Genomic DNA, 18,152 nt, shown 5'->3' with positions numbered 1-18,152 from the left:
GCTGACCACCGGATCGTGTTCACCCGAACGTGCTAATCCAGTGCAACGGGGACCTTGAGCTGTTCACCGCTCGCTAGCCTGGCGCCTCCATGGGCCAGGCGGGGAGCGGGCGGTAAGGGTGAGGAGAACACCGGGGGCGGCGCGCGCCTACATCCTGTGCACGGCGGCAGGCGCCGGGCTTCTCGCGCTCCCGGCCCTCGTCCCCGGCGCGGGTACTCCCTGGAATACCGTCGCACTTCTGGCGGCTCTCTGCCTGGCCAGTGAACTCGCGGCCCGGTGGTCCCGTCCCGGCGGCGCCGTCGCGGCGGGCGGGGGAGCCTTCTTCCCCCTGCTCCTCGCGGCCGCGTTCCTGCTGCCGCCCGCCGCGGCCGTCCTCGTACCCGTACCCGGCGCGCTGGCCGGCGTCGTCGACCGGCCGCCCGTGACGGCCCGCCGTGTCTGGCGGGCCGCGCACCTCGCGGCGGCGGTGGGCGCGGCCTCATGGGTCCACGTGGCGCTCGGCGGTCCGGCCGCGCTCGGCGGGACCGGCGACGGCGCGGGCGGTGGCCCACCCCCCGACCTCCCCTACGCCCTGGTCCCGGCGGGGGCGGCAGCGCTCGCCTTCGGTCTTCTGCTGGCCGCGCTGGACGGCGGCATCCTGGTCACGGCCGAGCGCGTCGCCGCGCGGCACGCCTGGCGCGGACCGGCCACGCGCTCCATGGGACCCCACGTCGTCCACGGGTGTGCGGCGCTGATGACGGCGGTCCTGTGGCGCAGCTCGTACGGGCCGCTGTCGGCCCTCGTCGTCCTGCTGCCCATGTACATCTCCAGCTGGGTGTTCGCCCAGTACCACCGGCAGCACGCCGCGCACCGCGCCACCATCAGGGCGCTGGTCCAGGCCGTCGACATCAAGGACGGGTACACCCGCGGACACAGCGAGCGCGTGGGCCGCGCCTCGGAGCTGATCGCGGGCGAACTCGGCATGGAGGGGGAGCGCGCGGAGGCGCTCCGTTTCGCGGGCGTCCTGCACGACGTGGGCAAGCTCGGGGTTCCGACGCGGATCCTGCGCAAGGAGGGGCCGCTCACCCCCCAGGAGCGCCGTGCCGTCGAACTGCACCCGGAGTACGGCCACGAGATCGTCCGGGGCATCGGCTTCCTCGACGAGGCGCGCGCCGCCATCCTGCACCACCACGAACGGCTCGACGGCAGCGGCTACCCCTACGGCCTCGCCGGGGACGAGATCCCCGAGTTCGCCCGGGTCGTCGCCGTCGCCGACGCATTCGACGCGATGACCTCGACCCGTTCCTACCGGCGCGGACGTCCCGTACCGGCGGCGGTGCGGGAGCTGGAGCGCTGCGCGGGCAGCCAGTTCGACCCGCGGATGGTACGGGCGCTGGTGCGCGCCCTGGACCGTCACGGCTGGTCCGCCGCCACCACCACCGTCACCTCGGACGAGCAACCGGCAGGGCTGCCCGGACAGGGAACGGCGGACGACACGACGGCCACCGGGGCGGCCGCGGACCGGCCCGGGCTCACCCGGTGACGCGGCTCGGCCCGCCCGTGGCCGCCCCCCTCGCCGTACGCGGGGCGGCGCTGGCCCTGGCCGTCCTCGCGCTGGCGCACACCGTGTGGCACGGGGTCCGGGAGCCGGGGCACGCGCTCGCCTTCGGGGCGCTGATCACCGTCGGGGAGCTCGCGCGGTGGGGTTCTCTGCCCGGGGAACGTGAGCCGGCGCCCCTCGGCGCGGCCGGAGCACTGGCGTACGCCCTGCTCGGGCGCAGCGGCGGGGAGGCCACCACGCACGGCGTGCCGCAGGTGATCACGGTGGTCGCCGCCGCCCAGCTGCTCGCCGCCGTGCCCCACCTGGCGCGCGGCAGCGGTCCGGATCCTGACCTGGTGGCCCGCCGGATCCTGGCCGTCGCGTTCGCGGCGGCGTGCTTCCAGCCGCTGTACGCCACGGGCCGGTCGCCGCGCTGGTTCGGCGAGGGCCCCTGCTTCGCCCTCTTCCTGCTCGTGCTGCTCGGCCTCACCGCCCTGTGCGACGCCGTCCTCGGGGCGCTCACGACCCCGGCCCCCCGTCCCTTCGGGCCGCTGCTCCGGGACGAGCTCCGCGCCCTCGGGGGCATCGGGACGGCCGTCTGCGCGACCGGTGCGGTCGTGGCGCTCGGGGTCGCCGTCGCGGGGCTGTGGGCGCTGCCGGTCCTGTGCGTGCCGCTGCTGCTCACCCAGGTGTCGTTCCGGCGGTACGCCGGGGTCCGTGCCACCTACCGGCAGACCATCGCCTCGCTGGCCCGGTCCACCGAGATCGCCGGCTACACCCCGCACGGCCATGCTCGCCGGGTGGCCCGGCTCTCCACGGCGGTGGGGAGGGAGCTGGGGCTGCCGGGCCCCGAGCTGACCGTGCTGGAATACGCGGCGCTGATGCACGACATCGGCCAGCTCTCCCTCGTCGACCCCGTCCCGTGCGGGGCGACCGCCACGCTCCCGGCCGCCGAACAGCGCAGGATCGCCCTGCTGGGGGGCGCCGTCGTCCGGCGGACCGGGGTGGACACCGCCGTCGCGGTGGTGGTGGAACAGCAGGCCGACCCCTACCGGGAGCAGCCGCTCGCCGCCAGAATCATCCGGGTGGTCAACGCGTACGACGACCTGTGCGGGGAACATGCCGGGGGAGCCCTGCACGCACTCGAGCAGCTCAGACTGGGCACCGGACGCGACTACCAGCCACGGGTCGTGGAAGCACTGGCCGGAGTCCTCGCACGCGAGGCTCCGTCCCCGCTCGGAACGAGTTAACCCATGGGTAATGAGCGAGCGTCCGGCCGGGCATGGTTGGATGCGAAGAGAGCGGAAAACAGGGGTGTCCAGTCGGGACAGGCGGGAATCGTGAGGATCTTCGGGAAGGTACGGCATCGGCCGTCCGCCTCGTGGCGGCAGGCCACGGACCGCGCGTTCACGCTGATCGGCGACGGCCGGTACGAGGACGCGGGGGCGCTGCTGACGCGCGCGGCGGATCTGGAACCCTGGCTCTCCGAGTCCTGGTTCAACCTCGCGCTGCTGCACAAGTTCCGGCACGACTGGGAGCAGGCGAGGGCGGCCGGCCTGCGGGCCGTGGCCCTGCTCGACCGGGAGTCCGGCGCGCCCGACTGGTGGAACGTCGGTATCGCGGCCACCGCCCTGCAGGACTGGCCGCTGGCGCGGCGGGCCTGGCAGGCGTACGGGCTGAAGGTGCCGGGCACCGGCCCGTACAACGCCGCGTCCACCAGTGAACCGACGGGCATGGAGCTGGGCAGCGCGGCGGTACGCCTCTCCCCCGAGGGTGAGGCCGAGGTCGTCTGGGGCCGCCGGCTGGACCCGGCGCGCCTGGAGGTGCTCTCGATCCCGCTGCCCTCGTCCGGGCGCCGGTGGGGCGAGGTCGTCCTGCACGACGGCGTACCGAACGGGGAGCGGGTCACCGCGGCCGGCCCGTCCTACCCGGTCTTCGACGAGATCGAGTTGTGGGCACCCTCCCCCGTGCCCACCTGGGTGGTGCTGCTGGAGGCCGCCACCGAGAGCGACCGGGACGCGCTCGAGCGGCTGGCCTCCGACGCCGGGTTCGCCGCCGAGGACTGGTCGTCCTCCGTGCGGCTGCTCTGCCGCGCCTGCTCGGAGAGCCGGATGGAGAGCGACGAGGGCGACGGGGAGCATCTGGACCCGCACGATCACAGCGAGCCGGGACACCCCGGGCCGCTGGGCCACCGCACCGCCGGTGACCTGTGGGTCCCGGAGCGCGAGTGCGGGATAGCGGCCCCGGCCGCACTGGTGCGAGGGCTCCTGGACGGCTGGGTCGCCGACAGTCCGGACACCCGTGAGTGGCGGGATCTGGAAGAAGTCTGCTGAGCGGTGCCCGTAGGCTGTACGGGCACCGATTGCGGTGCGGTCCTCACGGGTTTCAGGTTTGCAGGAAGGCGTACGGCGGACATGTCGCAGCAGGAGACGGACGAGCGGGTCGGCGTCGACGACGAGGGTTTCCTCGTGGACACCGAGGACTGCGAGACGCGTGAGGCGGCGCACCGCGAGCGCGGCACCTCCCGCCCGATCACGGTGGTCGGCAACCCGGTCCTGCACAAGGAGTGCAGAGACGTCACGGAGTTCGGTGACGAGCTCGCACAGCTGATCGACGACATGTTCGCCAGCCAGCGGACGGCCGAGGGTGTGGGCCTGGCAGCCAACCAGATCGGTGTGGACCTCAAGGTCTTCGTCTACGACTGCATGGACGACGACGGGGTGCGTCATGTGGGCGCGATCTGCAACCCGGTGCTCGAGGAACTGTCCCCCGAGCAGCGCCACCTCGACGACTCCAACGAGGGCTGCCTGTCCGTCCCGACGGCCTACGCCGCGCTGGCCCGCCCCGACTACGCGGTGGTGCGCGGCCAGGACGCCCGGGGCAACGCCGTGAAGGTCCGGGGCAACGGCTACTTCGCGCGCTGCCTGCAGCACGAGACCGACCACCTCTACGGCTACCTCTACATCGACCGGCTCTCGAAGCGTGACCGCAAGGACGCGCTGCGGCAGATGGAGGAGGGGACGCCCCGCTACGAGGTCGTCCCGAACGCCTGACGCAACCCTGGAAGGGCCGCGCTCCGGTCACCCCGGCGCGCGGCCCTTCGCCGGTGGTCCGCAGTGGTGGCGATGTTGGCAACAAGATGCCGACGTGCGTGGTGCAGGGGGTGGTTGACGCGCCCCGACTCGTCCGACAGGCTCACATCGACAGCTCACCGTGATTGGGAGACCCTATGCTCAGACGTTCCGCACACCTGCTGCTCGGCCTTGTCATGACCATGGCGTTCGCCTTGGGTGGAGCCCTCGTCACCGCAGGTACCGCGCAGGCAGACGGCTGCTACACGTGGAGCCGTACCCTTTCGCCCGGTGCCACCGGCAGTGACGTCACCCAGCTCCAGATCCGGGTCGCCGGCTACCCGGGTTACAACTCCGTGCTCGCCATCGACGGCTCGTACGGCCCCGCCACGACCGCCGCAGTCAAGCGCTTCCAGGCGGCCTACGGCCTCGCGGCGGACGGCGTCGCGGGCCCTGCCACGCAGTCCAAGCTCTACGCTCTCCAGGACGAGGACTGTACGCCCGCCCACTTCACGTACGGCGAGCTCAACCAGTGCAACAGCACCTGGGCCGGTGGGGCCGTCGCGGCGGGTACCGCCAAGGCCAACGCCCTCAGCTCCATGTGGAAGCTGGAGGCCCTTCGGCACGCGCTCGGTGACCAGTCCATCCGCGTCACCAGCGGCTTCCGGTCCTACGCGTGCAACTCCGCGGTGGGCGGCGCCTCGAACAGCCGCCATCTCTACGGGGACGCGGTCGACCTCGGGTCGGGCCCGCACTCCCTCTGCACCATCGCCAAGCAGGCGCGCTACCACGGCTTCAACGGGATCCTCGGCCCGGGCTACGCCGGTCACAGCGACCACATCCACGTGAACCAGGGGCCGAACCACTTCTGGTCGGCCTCGCAGTGCGGTATCTGACCGCACTCCCGTGTCCGCCCGGCCGAACGGCGGGCGCCGCGCAGCCCTTGGCCACGCGGCGCCCGTGCGCCGGCAGGTGGGGAAGTGCCTAGAAGTCGTCGTCGAAGCCGACCGAGCCCTCCACCGCGACCTGATAGGCGGAGGGACGGCGTTCGAAGAAGTTCGTCAGCTCCTGGACCCCCTGCAACTCCATGAACGAGAAGGGGTTCTCGGAGCCGTAGACCGGCGGGAACCCCAACCGGGTGAGGCGCTGGTCGGCCACGCACTCCAGGTACTGGCGCATCGACTCGGTGTTCATCCCGGGCAGGCCGTCGCCGCACAGGTCCCGGCCGAACTGCAGTTCCGCCTCGACGGCCTCCCGCAGCATCGCGGTCACCTGCTGCTGGAGGGCGTCGTCGAAGAGCTCGGGCTCCTCCTTGCGGACGGTGTCCACGACCTCGAACGCGAAGTTCATGTGCATCGTCTCGTCACGGAAGACCCAGTTGGTGCCCGTGGCCAGACCGTGCAGCAGACCGCGCGAGCGGAACCAGTAGACGTACGCGAACGCCCCGTAGAAGAAGAGCCCCTCGATGCACGCCGCGAAGCAGATCAGGTTGAGCAGGAAGCGGCGCCGGTCGGCCTGCGTCTCCAGGCGTTCGATCTTCTCGACCGAGTCCATCCACCTGAAGCAGAACTGCGCCTTCTCACGGATGGAGGGGATCTCCTCGACCGCGTCGAAGGCCGCCGCGCGGTCCTCCGGGTCGGGCAGATAGGTGTCGAGCAGCGTCAGGTAGAACTGGACGTGCACAGCCTCCTCGAACAGCTGGCGTGACAGGTAGAGCCGCGCCTCGGGCGAGTTGATGTGCTTGTAGAGCGTCAGCACCAGGTTGTTGGAGACGATCGAGTCACCCGTCGCGAAGAACGCGACCAGCCGGCCGATCATGTGCTGCTCACCGGGCGAGAGCTTCGAGAGGTCGGCGACATCCGAGTGGAGGTCGACCTCCTCGACGGTCCAGGTGTTCTTGATCGCGTCCCGGTAGCGCTCGTAGAAGTCCGGGTAGCGCATGGGGCGCAGGGTCAGTTCGAAGCCCGGGTCGAGCAGGTTCTTGTCGTGGGTCGAGCTCATCACTGGCAGGCCTCGCAGGACTCGGGGTTTTCGAGGGAGCAGGCGATCGCGTCCGCGTCGGGAGCCGGCGCCTGCTGTACGGGAAGGGGCGTGGCGGCCGCGACCGTCCCGCTCGCCGCGCGGGCGATCCGGGTCGCCGGGCGCGAACGCAGGTAGTACGTCGTCTTCAGCCCCTGCTTCCAGGCGTACGCGTACATGGAGGAGAGCTTGCCGATCGTCGGCGTCTCCAGGAACAGGTTGAGCGACTGGCTCTGGTCGAGGAACGGCGTACGCGCCGCCGCCATGTCGATCAGGCCGCGCTGCGGGATCTCCCACGCGGTGCGGTACAGCGCCCGCACGTCCTCGGGGATCCAGGCGAAGCCCTGCACGGAGCCGCTCGCCTCGCGCAGTGCCTCACGGGTCCGCGCGTCCCAGACGCCGAGCTTCTTCAGCTCGTCCACCAGGTAGGCGTTGACCTGGAGGAACTCGCCGCTGAGCGTCTCGCGCTTGAACAGGTTGGAGACCTGCGGCTCGATGCACTCGTACACCCCGGCGATCGAGGCGATCGTCGCCGTCGGCGCGATGGCGAGCAGCAGGGAGTTGCGCATTCCGGCCTTCGCGACCCTGGCGCGCAGGGCGTCCCAGCGCTCCGGCCAGTTCAGCTCGGTGGCGTAGTGGTCCGGGTGCAGCACGCCCCGGGCGGCGCGGGTCTCCGGCCAGGCGGGCAGCGGGCCCGACCGCTCGGCCAGGTCGCAGGAGGACTCGTACGCGGCGAGCATGATCCGCTCGGAGATCCGCGTGGAGAGCGCGCGGGCCTCGGGGGAGTCGAACGGCAGGCGCAGCTTGAAGAAGACGTCCTGCAGACCCATCGCACCCAGACCCACCGGGCGCCAGCGGGCGTTGGACCGGCCGGCCTGCTCGGTCGGGTAGAAGTTGATGTCCACGACACGGTCGAGGAAGGTCACCGCGGTGCGGACGGTGGCGTCCAGCCGCTCCCAGTCGATGGTGCCGTCCGCGACGAACGCGCCCAGGTTGACCGACCCGAGGTTGCAGACGGCCGTCTCCCCGTCGTCCGTGACCTCCAGGATCTCGGTGCAGAGGTTCGAGGAGTGGACGACGCGGCCCGGCTCGGCGGTCTGGTTCGCCGTGCGGTTGGACGCGTCCTTGAACGTCATCCAGCCCTGCCCGGTCTGCGCGAGGGTGCGCATCATGCGCCCGTACAGCTCCCGGGCGGGCATCGTCCTGCGGGCCAGCCCCTTCGCCTCGGCCGCGCGGTAGGCCGCGTCGAACGCGTCGCCCCACAGGTCCACCAGCTCGGGTGCGTCGGCCGGGGAGAACAGCGACCACTCCGTGTCCGCTTCCACGCGGCGCATGAACTCGTCGGGGATCCAGTGCGCCAGGTTGAGGTTGTGCGTACGCCGCTGGTCCTCACCGGTGTTGTCGCGCAGCTCCAGGAACTCCTCGATGTCGGCGTGCCAGGTCTCCAGGTAGACGGCGGCGGCGCCCTTGCGGCGGCCCCCCTGGTTGACCGCGGCGACCGACGCGTCGAGCGTCTTGAGGAACGGGACGATGCCGTTGGAGTGCCCGTTGGTGCCCCGGATGAGCGAGCCGCGGGCACGGACACGGGAGTACGAGAGGCCGATGCCGCCCGCGTGCTTGGAGAGGCGTGCCACCTGGTGGTAGCGGTCGTAGATCGAGTCGAGTTCGTCCAGCGGGGAGTCCAGCAGGTAGCAGGAGGACATCTGCGGGTGCCGGGTGCCGGAGTTGAACAGCGTGGGGGAGGAGGGCAGGTAGTCGAGGCGGCTCATCAGGCCGTACAGCGCCTCGACCTCCTCCAGCGCGCGCTCGGAGGTGTCCTCCGCCAGTCCGGAGGCGACCCGCAGCATGAAGTGCTGCGGGGTCTCGACGACCTGGCGTGTGAGGGGGTGGCGCAGCAGGTAGCGGCTGTGCAGCGTCCGCAGCCCGAAGTAGCCGAAACGGTCGTCGGCGCCCTCCGCGAGGGACCTCTCGACCAGGGCGTCGAGCCGGGCCGCGTGCAGCGCCACGAACTCGGCGGTCCGGTCCGCGACGAGGCCCTCGCGGTGGCCCACGGCGACGGAGGTGGAGAAGGACACCGCGCCCTGGCCGGCGGCCTCGTCGGCGATGGCGCGGGTCAGGAGCCGGGCGGCGAGCCGGGAGTAGGCCGGGTCCTCGGAGATCAGGCCGGCCGCGGCCTCGGTGGCCAGTGCGCACAGTTCCGCCTCGTCCGCCCTGGCGCTGCGGCCGCGCAGTGCGGCGGCGGCGACCCGGCCGGGGTCGGTGTCGGGGAGATCGGCGGTCAGCTCGGTCAGGGCCCGCAGGAGCGCGGTCCCCGGCCCGTCGGCCGTGGGGTGCGTGGACTGGGCTGACGCGGTCGCTGAAACCGGATCGGCTGGCGCGATGGTCACTGGGGCTATCCCTCGCTCGGCTCGGGGCCAGGCGGGAGCGGAGGCAGCCGGGACAGGGCGGTGCCCGCGGACGGGCAGCACTCGCACGGCGTCCACCGGCCCTCCGCGGGGCCCGGACGTCTCGGCGTCCGGCTCGGTCGAACCGGACGCACCGTCGGCAGGTCTTCGGACTTCCGGGTACGCGGGGCACACCGGTCACACCGTTGCGGGACAGTTCCGGATTCGCACCGGATTCCCCTGCGGCGACAGCGAGCATGAGCATACATGTGGGGGCCGCCTGCTTGAGCAGCCCCCACATGTTGTGTCGCGGTCGGTCAGAGGCGCAGACGGAACGTCAGGAGCGGCAGGCCGGGGAAGGGCTCCCAGTCGCGTTCGGGAGTCCGCGTGAAGCCGAGGCGCCGGTAGATCCGGTGGGCCGCCTCCATGGAGGCCTGCGTCGACAGGACGAGCCCCGAAAGCCCGTCGGCGCGTGCCCGGTCGATGCAGGCCCGTACGAGCGCCTCGCCCGCTCCCCGCCCCCGGGCCTCCCGGGAGACCGCCAGCATCCGGAACTCACCCTCGTCCCGGTCGGCGACGTCCGCCCACGGGCTGCCGGGCGCGACGTAGGTGACCCCGCCCAGCACCTTGTCCTCGGGGTCCACGGCGACCAGTACCAGGGCCTCGGCGGCCCGGCGGCCGACGGCGCGCAGCTGTGTCAGATAGGGGTCTCCGGCGCCGAAGTCCAGCAGCCCGTCACCGAGATAGGCGTGGGCGGTCATCTCGCCCACGGCCTCGTGCTCCTCCGTGCGTACCGGCCTGATCAAGACGTCCATGGCCGCCAGTCTGCCCCGGACGGCAGACCCGCCGCACCCTCTCCGGGACGGAAGCGGCCCACGTCATGGGTCCGTCCCGGCGGGGCGGACCCCGCCGGGACGGAAGATGGCGTGCCGAGGGGGTCAGTGACCGCCCGGGGCGCCCGCCGTGGCCGGCGGGAGCTCCACCGTGACGCCCGGGTCGCCCGCGTCCGCGGTGTAGTCGGAGGGCGAGGTCTCGTCCACCCCGGCCGGGGCCTTCACGGCGTTCAGGACGAACGTCAGCACGACGACCACGACGACGTTGAGGACGAACGCGGTGAGACCGATGTAACCGATCTCGCCGATGCCCGGGATCTCCTTGGAGGAGCCGCCGAAGTGCTTCTGCGTCGGGCTGGCGACACCGTAGGCGGCCACCGTGCCGTAGACCATGCCGACCGCCCAGCCCGCGATCAGGGCCCAGCGGTGGAACCAGCGGGTGAACAGGCCGCCCACCAGGGCGGGCATCGTCTGGAGGATCCAGATGCCGCCGAGCAACTGGAAGTTGATCGCGACGGTCTTGTCCATGGTGAGGACGAAGGCGAGCGCCCCGACCTTCACCAGGAGCGAGACCAGCTTGGAGACCTTGGTCTCCTGCGCGGGGGTCGCGTCGGGCTTGAGGAAGTCCTTGTAGATGTTGCGGGTGAAGAGGTTCGCCGCGGCGATCGACATGATCGCGGCCGGCACGAGGGCGCCGATACCGATGGCGGCGAAGGCCACCCCGGCGAACCAGTCGGGGAACATGTTCTCGAACAGCTGCGGGATCGCGAGCTGGCCGTTGTCCACCTTGATCCCGGCCGCGATGGCCATGAACCCGAGCAGGGCCAGCAGACCGAGCATCAGCGAGTACAGCGGCAGGATCGTGGTGTTACGGCGGATGACCTCGCGGCTGCGGCTGGAGAGCGTCGCCGTGATCGAGTGCGGGTACATGAAGAGCGCGAGTGCGGATCCCAGGGCGAGTGTGGCGTAGCCCCACTGACCCATCTCGCCCGGGACGAGGGCGCCGCGCGGTTTGCCGGTGGCCTCGTTCGTCTGCGAGAACGCCTCGCCCGCCTTGGCGAAGATGTCGTCGAAACCGCCGAGCTTGATCGGGATGTAGATGATGGCCACCGCGATGACCAGGTAGATCAGGCCGTCCTTGACGAACGCGATGAGCGCGGGCGCGCGCAGCCCCGACGAGTAGGTGTACGCGGCGAGCACGGCGAACGCGATCAGCAGCGGCAGGTCCTTGACGAACCAGTGCGTGGTCTCGCCGCCGCCGACACCCATGACGTCGAGCACGGCCTGGATGCCGACCAGCTGGAGGGCGATGTACGGCATCGTGGCGAGGATGCCGGTGAGGGCGACCGCCAGCGAGAGGCCCTTCGAGCCGAACCGGCCGCGGACGAAGTCCGAGGTGGTGACGTAGCCGTGCTTGTGCGAGACGGACCAGAGCCGCGGCAGGAAGGTGAAGATCAGCGGGTACACGAGGATCGTGTACGGGACGGCGAAGAAGCCCGCCGCTCCCGCCGCGTAGATCGCCGCGGGCACGGCGACGAAGGTGTACGCCGTGTAGAGGTCGCCGCCGAGGAGGAACCAGGTGACCCAGGTGCCGAAGGACCGTCCGCCCAGGCCCCACTCGTCGAGGCTGGCCTCGTTCTCCGCCTTGCGCCAGCGCGCTGCCATGAACCCGATGACCGTGACGGCCACGAAGAAGAAGATGAAAACGGCGAGCGCGACGCCGTTCACGCCGTCCTTCATGCTGACGCACCTCCCTTGCGGGCGCGCTGGTCACGCTGCCACAGCTTGTACGCGACCATGGTCAGTGCGGTCGAGACGAGCACCCAGAGCATCTGGTACCAGTAGAAGAACGGAATGCCGATGAAGGTCGGTTCGACCTTCGCGTACGAGCTCACCCAGAGCATCGCCACGAACGGCGCGACCAGGCAGAGTGCGATGACCACCCTCGCGGGTGTCACGGCCGGTGGCTTGGCATCGGTATCTTCGGACATACGGCGACTCCGTCCCCTCGCTGATCACCTGTTGTAATGCGCAGGAAATCTAGGCGAGGGTTCCGGCCACCGTCACCCCCTGTCCGCATTGCGGTCCTGCAACGGTCCGGTGTCGTCCGGCAGGACGGATCGCCCGCGCTCGCCGGGGGATCCACCGCACCGGCCGCCTCGCCGGAGCGCGGACGCTCAGTCGGCGGGCCGCTTCAGGCGGGCCACGAACTTGTAGCGGTCGCCGCGGTACACCGAGCGCACCCACTCCACCGGTTCGCCGTGTCCGTCGATGGAGTGACGGGACAGCATGAGCATCGGCAGGCCCACGTCCGTGCCGAGCAGCCCCGCCTCGCGCGGGGTGGCCAGCGAGGTCTCGATGGTCTCCTCGGCCTCGGCGAGCCGGACGTCGTACACCTCGGCCAGCGCGGTGTAGAGCGAGGTGTACTTCACCAGTGAACGGCGCAGCGCGGGGAAGCGCTTGGCCGAGAGATGGGTGGTCTCGATGGCCATGGGCTCACCGCTGGCGAGGCGCAGCCGTTCGATCCGCAGCACCCTGCCGCCCGCCGTGATGTCCAGCAGCCCGGCGAGCGTGTCGTCCGCCGTGACGTATCCGATGTCCAGCAGCTGGGACGTGGGTTCCAGCCCCTGGGCGCGCATGTCCTCGGTGTACGAGGTGAGTTGCAGGGCCTGGGAGACCTTCGGCTTGGCGACGAAGGTCCCCTTGCCCTGGATGCGCTCCAGCCGGCCTTCGACGACCAGCTCCTGAAGGGCCTGCCGCACGGTGGTCCGCGAGGTGTCGAACTCGGCGGCCAGGGTGCGTTCGGGCGGTACCGGGGTGCCGGGCGGCATGGTGCCCGTCATGTCCAGGAGATGGCGCTTGAGCCGGTAGTACTTGGGGACGCGTGCGGTACGCGCACCCGCACCCGCACCGGCCTCACTCGTACTGCTGCCCCCGTCGGCACCCATGGCCCGCCTTCCCGACTGCTGCGTTGCTGCCGTCACCGGCTCCTCCGTCTGTAGCGGCTCACATGGTGGCACGGTCCGGTCACGGGTCGTCGCCCTCCCTTAGGTGTCGGTCCTATAACGGACGCGAGTGCACTTCTTATACACCCTTGACACCCCTAAAGGTCTAGGCCAAGCTCCCCGTACTGGTCTAAACCATTAAAGACCAGGTCCCAGCCCCACAGGCAGTACCAGGCGTACGTCTTCGCGGTGGGCGGGGGGTTGCTGGTTCCCTGAGGAGGGTGTGGCGTGAAGCGCAAGCTCATAGCGGCGGTAGGTGTCGCGGCGATGATGACCGGTATCGCGGCGTGTGGTGGGGACGGCGACGACAACGCTTCGAAGGACCCGAAGGACCGTACCGGGAACCTGACGGTCTGGCTCATGGTCGACGCGCAGAGCACGTGGCCGGAACTGGTCAAGGACGTCAACGCGCAGTTCAACAAGAAGTACCCGAAGGTCAAGGTCGACGTCCAGTACCAGCAGTGGGCGGACAAGGCCAAGAAGCTCGACACGGCCCTCGGCGGCGACAAGTTCCCCGATGTCGTCGAGCTCGGCAACACCGAGACGATGCAGTACATCCTCAACGGCGCCCTCGCCGAGATCGACCCCGGGAAGTACGACAACTCGGACTCCTGGATCAAGGGCCTGAAGGACACCTGCACGTTCGAGGGCAAGCAGTTCTGTGTGCCCTACTACGCGGGTGCCCGGGTCGCGATCTACAACAAGGACATGCTCAAGAAGGGCACCGGCAGCGACGCCCTGCCGCAGACCGAGGACGAGATGCTCGCGGCGCTCGACAAGGTCTCGGCCGAGTACGGCAAGAAGGACAAGCGCTTCTCGTCCCTCTACCTGCCGGGCCGTTACTGGTACGCGGCCATGTCCTACGTCGCGGGCTACGGCGGGTCCATCGCCGAGTACGACGAGGGCGCCAAGGAGTGGAAGGGCAACCTCTCCTCCCCCGAGTCCCAGAAGGGCATCGAGCACTTCGTCAACCTGGTCAAGAAGTACAACAAGGCCGACCAGACCAAGGACGAGCAGGACCACGCCAACGTCATGGCCAACGAGAAGGCGGCCCTCATCTACGGCAACGGCTGGGAGGCCGGCTCCGTCGTGGACGGCGCCAACAACGGCAACCCGAAGCTCGAGGGCAAGATCGGCACGGCCGGTATGCCCGGCCCGAACGGCAAGGCCCTGCCGTCCTTCATCGGTGGTTCGGACCTCGCGGTGACCGCCAAGTCCAAGGTCACCGACCTGGGCGAGGAGTGGGTCTCCCTCTTCACCAGTGAGAAGTCGCAGGACGTCCTCACCGCGAAGAACATCCTCCCGAACAACGAGAAGCAGCTCGAGCCGCTGAAGTCCAAGCCCGAGACCGCCGCCGTCGCCAACGCAGTGCCGGACGCCTGGTTCACGCCGATCGCGCCGGGCTGGACCTCGATCGAGAAGGAGGAGGTCCTGGAGAACATGCTCCTGGAGATCCTCAAGGGTGCCTCGGTCGCCGACGCCGCCAAGAAGGCCGACGCCAAGATCGACGAGCTGATCAACAGCTAGTGCCGCAACAGGCAACGTTCGCCCCGTCGCGACGCCCGGCACGCACTCTCGCCGCACCGGCCGAAAGCCCAAGTACGTCCAGTACAAGGACTTCCGGCCGGCACGCCGAGAGCACGCACCCGACGCCGCTCCTTGACGGGCAAACGTTGCCTGCCGCGGCACTAGTCCGGAGCCTTCGGCTCTCCAGGCGGGGGACCGGTGGACACCGGGCCCCCGCCCCCTTTTCCCCAAGGTCGAGAACGCCGTGATTCCCGGGTGGAGACCCCCGGAATCCCGATGGAAGGTCAGTCACGTGACTGCTGCCGACACCCAGGCCGCCGGTCCACCGGTCCCGCCCGTACCGCGCGCCCCGGAGAAGATCGGGACCCCACCCTCCTCGCCGTCCTCGCCCTCCGGGCAGGACGCCGCCCGGACCCGCCCGAAGAAGCGGCGGAAGAGCGGGGAACTCCTCCCCTACCTCCTGATCCTGCCCGCGATCCTGGCCATCGCCGCCGTCTACGTCTACCCCCTGATCAAGACCGTGATCATGTCCTTCCAGGACCTGGGGCGGGCGGCCCTGTGGGGCAACGGCGAGACCCCGTGGGTCGGCTTCGAGCAGTTCACCAACATCCTCGGCGACCCGGAGTTCTGGTCGGTCACCGGGCGCACGGTCGTCTTCATGACCCTGTGCGTGGTGCTGACCATGGGCATCGGCCTGCTGATCGCCCTCATGATGCTGCGGCTGTCCACCTGGGTGCGGCTCACCCTCACCGTGGCGCTGATCGCCGCCTGGTCGATGCCGCTCATGGTCGCCGCCTCGGTCTTCCGCTGGCTGGCCGACTCCGACTACGGCCTGATCAACACCCTGCTCGCCGACATCACCGGCGACGAGGACAGGTGGCTCGGCCACAACTGGTTCCTGGACCCCTGGCAGGGCTTCGGCATCATCACGCTCCTGGTCGTCTGGGGTGCCATCCCCTTCGTCGTCATCACGCTGTACGCGGCCCTCACCCAGGTCCCCAGGGAACTGGAGGAGGCGGCGGCCCTCGACGGAGCCTCCGCGTTCGGTGTGTACCGCTTCGTCACCTGGCCGGTCATCAAGCCGGTCTTCACCATGGTCGCCACACTCTCGGTCATCTGGGACTTCAACGTCTTCGGCCAGATCTGGCTGCTGCGGGGCAACAAGCCGGAACCCGACTACGAGACACTCGGCCTCTACTCCTTCTCCAAGGCGTTCGAGTCCACCTCCTTCAGCCAGGGCAGCGCGATCGCGCTGATCACCGTGCTGATGCTCTCCGGTGTCGCCGTCTACTACCTGCGTCAGCTGATCAAGACGGGAGAGGTCGAATGAGCGCCTCCACGCCCACGAACCCGCCGGCCCAGGTCCTGCGGCCCGACCGCAGCAGGAACCGCCTCGGCTACAACATTCTGGCGCTGGTCACCGCCGCGCTCATGGCCTTCCCGGTGTACTGGCTCATCGTCAGCTCGCTCAGGCCCAACCACGAGATCCGGTCGTACGACCAGACGCTGTGGCCGTCCTCCCTCACCTTCGACAACTTCGCGCGGGCGGTGAAGCAGGACAACTTCGCCACGGCGATCCAGTCGAGCCTCATCGTCTCCGTCACCGCCGTCGTCGGCGGAATGGTCATCGCGACCCTCGCGGCGCTCGCCATCGGGCGCTTCCGCTTCTTCGGGCGGAAGGCGCTGATGATGGTCATGATCCTGGTCCAGATGCTGCCGCCGACCGCGATGCTGATCCCGATCTACCTCCAGCTGAACGCCCTGGGCGGCATCGACGAGTACTGGGGGCTGATCGTCGTCTACCTCGTGTCCACGCTGCCCTTCGCGACCATCATGATCCGCGGCTTCGTGATCAACATCCCGGTCGAGCTGGAGGAGTCGGCGATGGTGGACGGCTGCACCCGCATGGGGGCCTTCCGCCGGGTCATCTTCCCGCTGCTGGCGCCCGGCCTCGCGGCCGCCTCCATCTTCGCGCTGGTCAACGCGTGGAACGAGTACCTCTTCGCCTACATCCTGATCAACGACAACTCCAAGTACACGCTCAACGTGTGGCTGATGACCTTCACCACGGAACGCGGTACGGACTACGGCGCCCTGATGGCGGCCTCCACGCTCATCTCGGTCCCGGTCGTCATCTTCTTCATGATCATTCAGGGGAAGATGGCCACAGGGCTCACCTCCGGCGCCGTGAAGGGATGACGCGCCCCATGACCACCCTCGTATCGACCACGGACACCGTCACCCGTGACGCTCTCGCCGTTCTTCAGCCCGGCTTCACCGGGACGACCGCACCGGACTGGCTGCTGCGCCGGGTCGGCGAAGGCCTCACGTCCGTCGGGCTGTTCGGACGGAACATCCACTCTCCCGGGCAGCTCGCCGCGCTCACCGCACGGCTGCGGTCCGAGCGCGACGACGTCCTCGTCGCGATCGACGAGGAGGGGGGCGACGTCACCCGGCTCGAGGTCCGGGACGGGTCCTCCTTCCCCGGCAATCTGGCCCTCGGCTCCGTCGACGACGTGGAGCTGACCCGGTCCGTCGCCCGCGAACTCGGCCGCCGGCTGGCCGAGTGCGGGGTCAACCTCAACTGGGCGCCGTCCGCCGACGTCAACTCGAACCCGGCCAACCCGGTCATCGGGGTGCGCTCCTTCGGCGCGGACCCCGGCCTCGTCGCCCGGCACACCGCCGCGTACATCGAGGGCCTCCAGGCATCCGGTGTGGCGGCCTGCACCAAACACTTCCCCGGCCACGGCGACACCGCGGTCGACTCGCACCTCGCTCTGCCGGGCATCGACGTGGACCTGGAGACCCTCCACGCCCGTGAGCTGGTGCCCTTCCGGGCGGCCATCGCCGCGGGTTCCAAATCCGTGATGAGTGCACATATCCTGCTTCCCGCACTCGACCCCACCCGGCCCGCGACGCTGAGCCCCCGGATCCTCACCGGACTGCTGCGTCAGGAGCTGGGGTACGAGGGACTGATCGTGACCGACGGCATGGAGATGGACGCCATCGCCGGTACGTACGGGATCGAGCGCGGCTCCGTCCTCGCCGTGGCCGCGGGCGCCGACGCCATCTGTGTCGGCGGCGGGCTGGCGGACGAGGACACCGTGCTGCGGCTGCGCGACGCCTTGGTCGCGGCGGTACGGACCGGCGAACTGCCCGAGGAGCGGCTGGCCGACGCCGCCGCACGGGTCCGGGCCCTCGCGTCCTGGACGCGCAGGGTCAGGGGGGCCGTTCCGGAGCCGGGCGCGGCAGTGCAGGAGGGGACCGCGCCCGGCACCGGACCCGCCGCGGACGTCGGACTCGCCGCGGCCCGCCGCGCCGTGCGGGTGACCGGATCCGCAGGCGCTCCGGCCGGGCCGGTGTACGTCGCCGCGTTCACCCCCGTCGCGAACATCGCGGTGGGCTCCGAGACCCCGTGGGGTGTCGCTGCGGAGCTGGCGCGGATCCTGCCGGGCACCGGGACCGACACGTACGGTTCGGCCGCGGTGGACGAGGTGCTGCGGGCCGCGGGGGAGCGGCGCATCGTCGCCGTCGTCCGGGACGAGCACCGCCACGCGTGGATGGCCGAGGCCTTGGACGGCCTGCTGGCCGCACGCCCCGACACGGTCGTGGTCGAGATGGGACTGCCCGCGGCGCCTGCCCGGGGAGCCCTGCACGTCGCCACGTACGGCGCTGCCCGGGTCTGCGGGGTCGCGGCGGCCGAGGTGATCACCGGAGTGGCGCCGCAGGACTAGGCCGTGTCTCGTAGGTCCCGTCCGCCCGGCGACGCCTGGCACGCGCACTCGCCGCGTTGT

The 18,152-nt window shown here is 70.5% G+C and carries 15 protein-coding genes and 1 riboswitch; of the genes, 9 read left to right on the top strand and 6 right to left on the bottom strand.

Going from position 1 to position 18,152, the window contains the following annotated elements; all coding sequences use genetic code 11:
• The first annotated feature begins 118 nt into the window (after positions 1-118).
• The 5 genes from BA175_RS09225 (at position 119) to BA175_RS09205 (ending at position 5,486) form a co-directional block, all read left to right on the top strand.
• On the top strand, positions 119-1,522 hold the full coding sequence (locus BA175_RS09225) for an HD-GYP domain-containing protein (protein WP_079159477.1): 1,404 nt from the start codon (positions 119-121) through the stop codon (positions 1,520-1,522).
• Positions 1,523-1,539: 17 nt separating this feature from the next.
• Positions 1,540-2,769, top strand: coding sequence for an HD-GYP domain-containing protein (locus tag BA175_RS09220; protein ID WP_175420785.1), 1,230 nt, complete (start codon positions 1,540-1,542; stop codon positions 2,767-2,769).
• A 90-nt stretch (positions 2,770-2,859) separates the two neighbouring features.
• Positions 2,860-3,852, top strand: a complete 993-nt coding sequence (locus tag BA175_RS09215) for a tetratricopeptide repeat protein (protein ID WP_069170809.1) — start codon at positions 2,860-2,862, stop codon at positions 3,850-3,852.
• 81 nt (positions 3,853-3,933) lie between these two features.
• Positions 3,934-4,572, top strand: coding sequence for a peptide deformylase (def, locus tag BA175_RS09210; protein ID WP_069170808.1), 639 nt, complete (start codon positions 3,934-3,936; stop codon positions 4,570-4,572).
• 176 nt (positions 4,573-4,748) lie between these two features.
• Entirely contained in the window at positions 4,749-5,486 is a 738-nt protein-coding gene (locus tag BA175_RS09205) for a D-Ala-D-Ala carboxypeptidase family metallohydrolase (protein ID WP_069170807.1), read from the top strand.
• Between the two features lie 88 nt (positions 5,487-5,574).
• On the opposite strand, the gene BA175_RS09200 is transcribed toward BA175_RS09205, so the two are convergent.
• The 6 genes from BA175_RS09200 to BA175_RS09175 form a co-directional block, all read right to left on the bottom strand.
• Entirely contained in the window at positions 5,575-6,591 is a 1,017-nt protein-coding gene (locus BA175_RS09200; protein WP_069170806.1) for a ribonucleotide-diphosphate reductase subunit beta, read from the bottom strand.
• Positions 6,591-8,996, bottom strand: coding sequence for a ribonucleoside-diphosphate reductase subunit alpha (locus BA175_RS09195; protein WP_069170805.1), 2,406 nt, complete (start codon positions 8,994-8,996; stop codon positions 6,591-6,593). Before BA175_RS09195 ends, BA175_RS09200 begins: the two co-directional genes overlap by 1 nt.
• 139 nt (positions 8,997-9,135) lie before the next feature.
• A riboswitch (cobalamin riboswitch) is annotated at positions 9,136-9,258 on the bottom strand.
• A 52-nt stretch (positions 9,259-9,310) separates the two neighbouring features.
• Positions 9,311-9,808, bottom strand: a complete 498-nt coding sequence (locus BA175_RS09190; RefSeq protein WP_069170804.1) for a GNAT family N-acetyltransferase — start codon at positions 9,806-9,808, stop codon at positions 9,311-9,313.
• Between the two features lie 123 nt (positions 9,809-9,931).
• Positions 9,932-11,566 carry a monocarboxylate uptake permease MctP gene (gene mctP / locus BA175_RS09185; protein WP_069170803.1) on the bottom strand — a complete coding sequence of 545 codons (1,635 nt, stop codon included), beginning with the start codon at positions 11,564-11,566 and terminating at the stop codon, positions 9,932-9,934.
• Entirely contained in the window at positions 11,563-11,817 is a 255-nt protein-coding gene (locus BA175_RS09180; protein ID WP_069170802.1) for a DUF3311 domain-containing protein, read from the bottom strand. Before BA175_RS09180 ends, mctP begins: the two co-directional genes overlap by 4 nt.
• A gap of 186 nt (positions 11,818-12,003) precedes the next feature.
• Positions 12,004-12,774, bottom strand: a complete 771-nt coding sequence (locus BA175_RS09175) for a GntR family transcriptional regulator (RefSeq protein WP_069170801.1) — start codon at positions 12,772-12,774, stop codon at positions 12,004-12,006.
• 285 nt (positions 12,775-13,059) lie between these two features.
• On the opposite strand from BA175_RS09175, the gene BA175_RS09170 reads away from it, so the two are divergent.
• The 4 genes from BA175_RS09170 (at position 13,060) to BA175_RS09155 (ending at position 18,092) form a co-directional block, all read left to right on the top strand.
• Entirely contained in the window at positions 13,060-14,358 is a 1,299-nt protein-coding gene (locus BA175_RS09170) for a sugar ABC transporter substrate-binding protein (RefSeq protein WP_069170800.1), read from the top strand.
• A 292-nt stretch (positions 14,359-14,650) separates the two neighbouring features.
• Entirely contained in the window at positions 14,651-15,688 is a 1,038-nt protein-coding gene (locus tag BA175_RS09165; RefSeq protein WP_069170799.1) for a carbohydrate ABC transporter permease, read from the top strand.
• Positions 15,685-16,557: a carbohydrate ABC transporter permease gene (locus tag BA175_RS09160; RefSeq protein WP_069170798.1), complete on the top strand. Its 873-nt coding sequence runs from the start codon at positions 15,685-15,687 to the stop codon at positions 16,555-16,557. Before BA175_RS09165 ends, BA175_RS09160 begins: the two co-directional genes overlap by 4 nt.
• 8 nt (positions 16,558-16,565) lie before the next feature.
• Positions 16,566-18,092: a glycoside hydrolase family 3 protein gene (locus BA175_RS09155; RefSeq protein WP_069170797.1), complete on the top strand. Its 1,527-nt coding sequence runs from the start codon at positions 16,566-16,568 to the stop codon at positions 18,090-18,092.
• Positions 18,093-18,152: the final 60 nt, after the last annotated feature.

The organism is Streptomyces griseus, from assembly GCF_001715295.1.
GTDB lineage: Bacteria > Actinomycetota > Actinomycetes > Streptomycetales > Streptomycetaceae > Streptomyces > Streptomyces griseus_G.
Note: the sequence above shows the minus strand (reverse complement) of the source record. Positions and strands in the feature narration are given on the sequence as shown.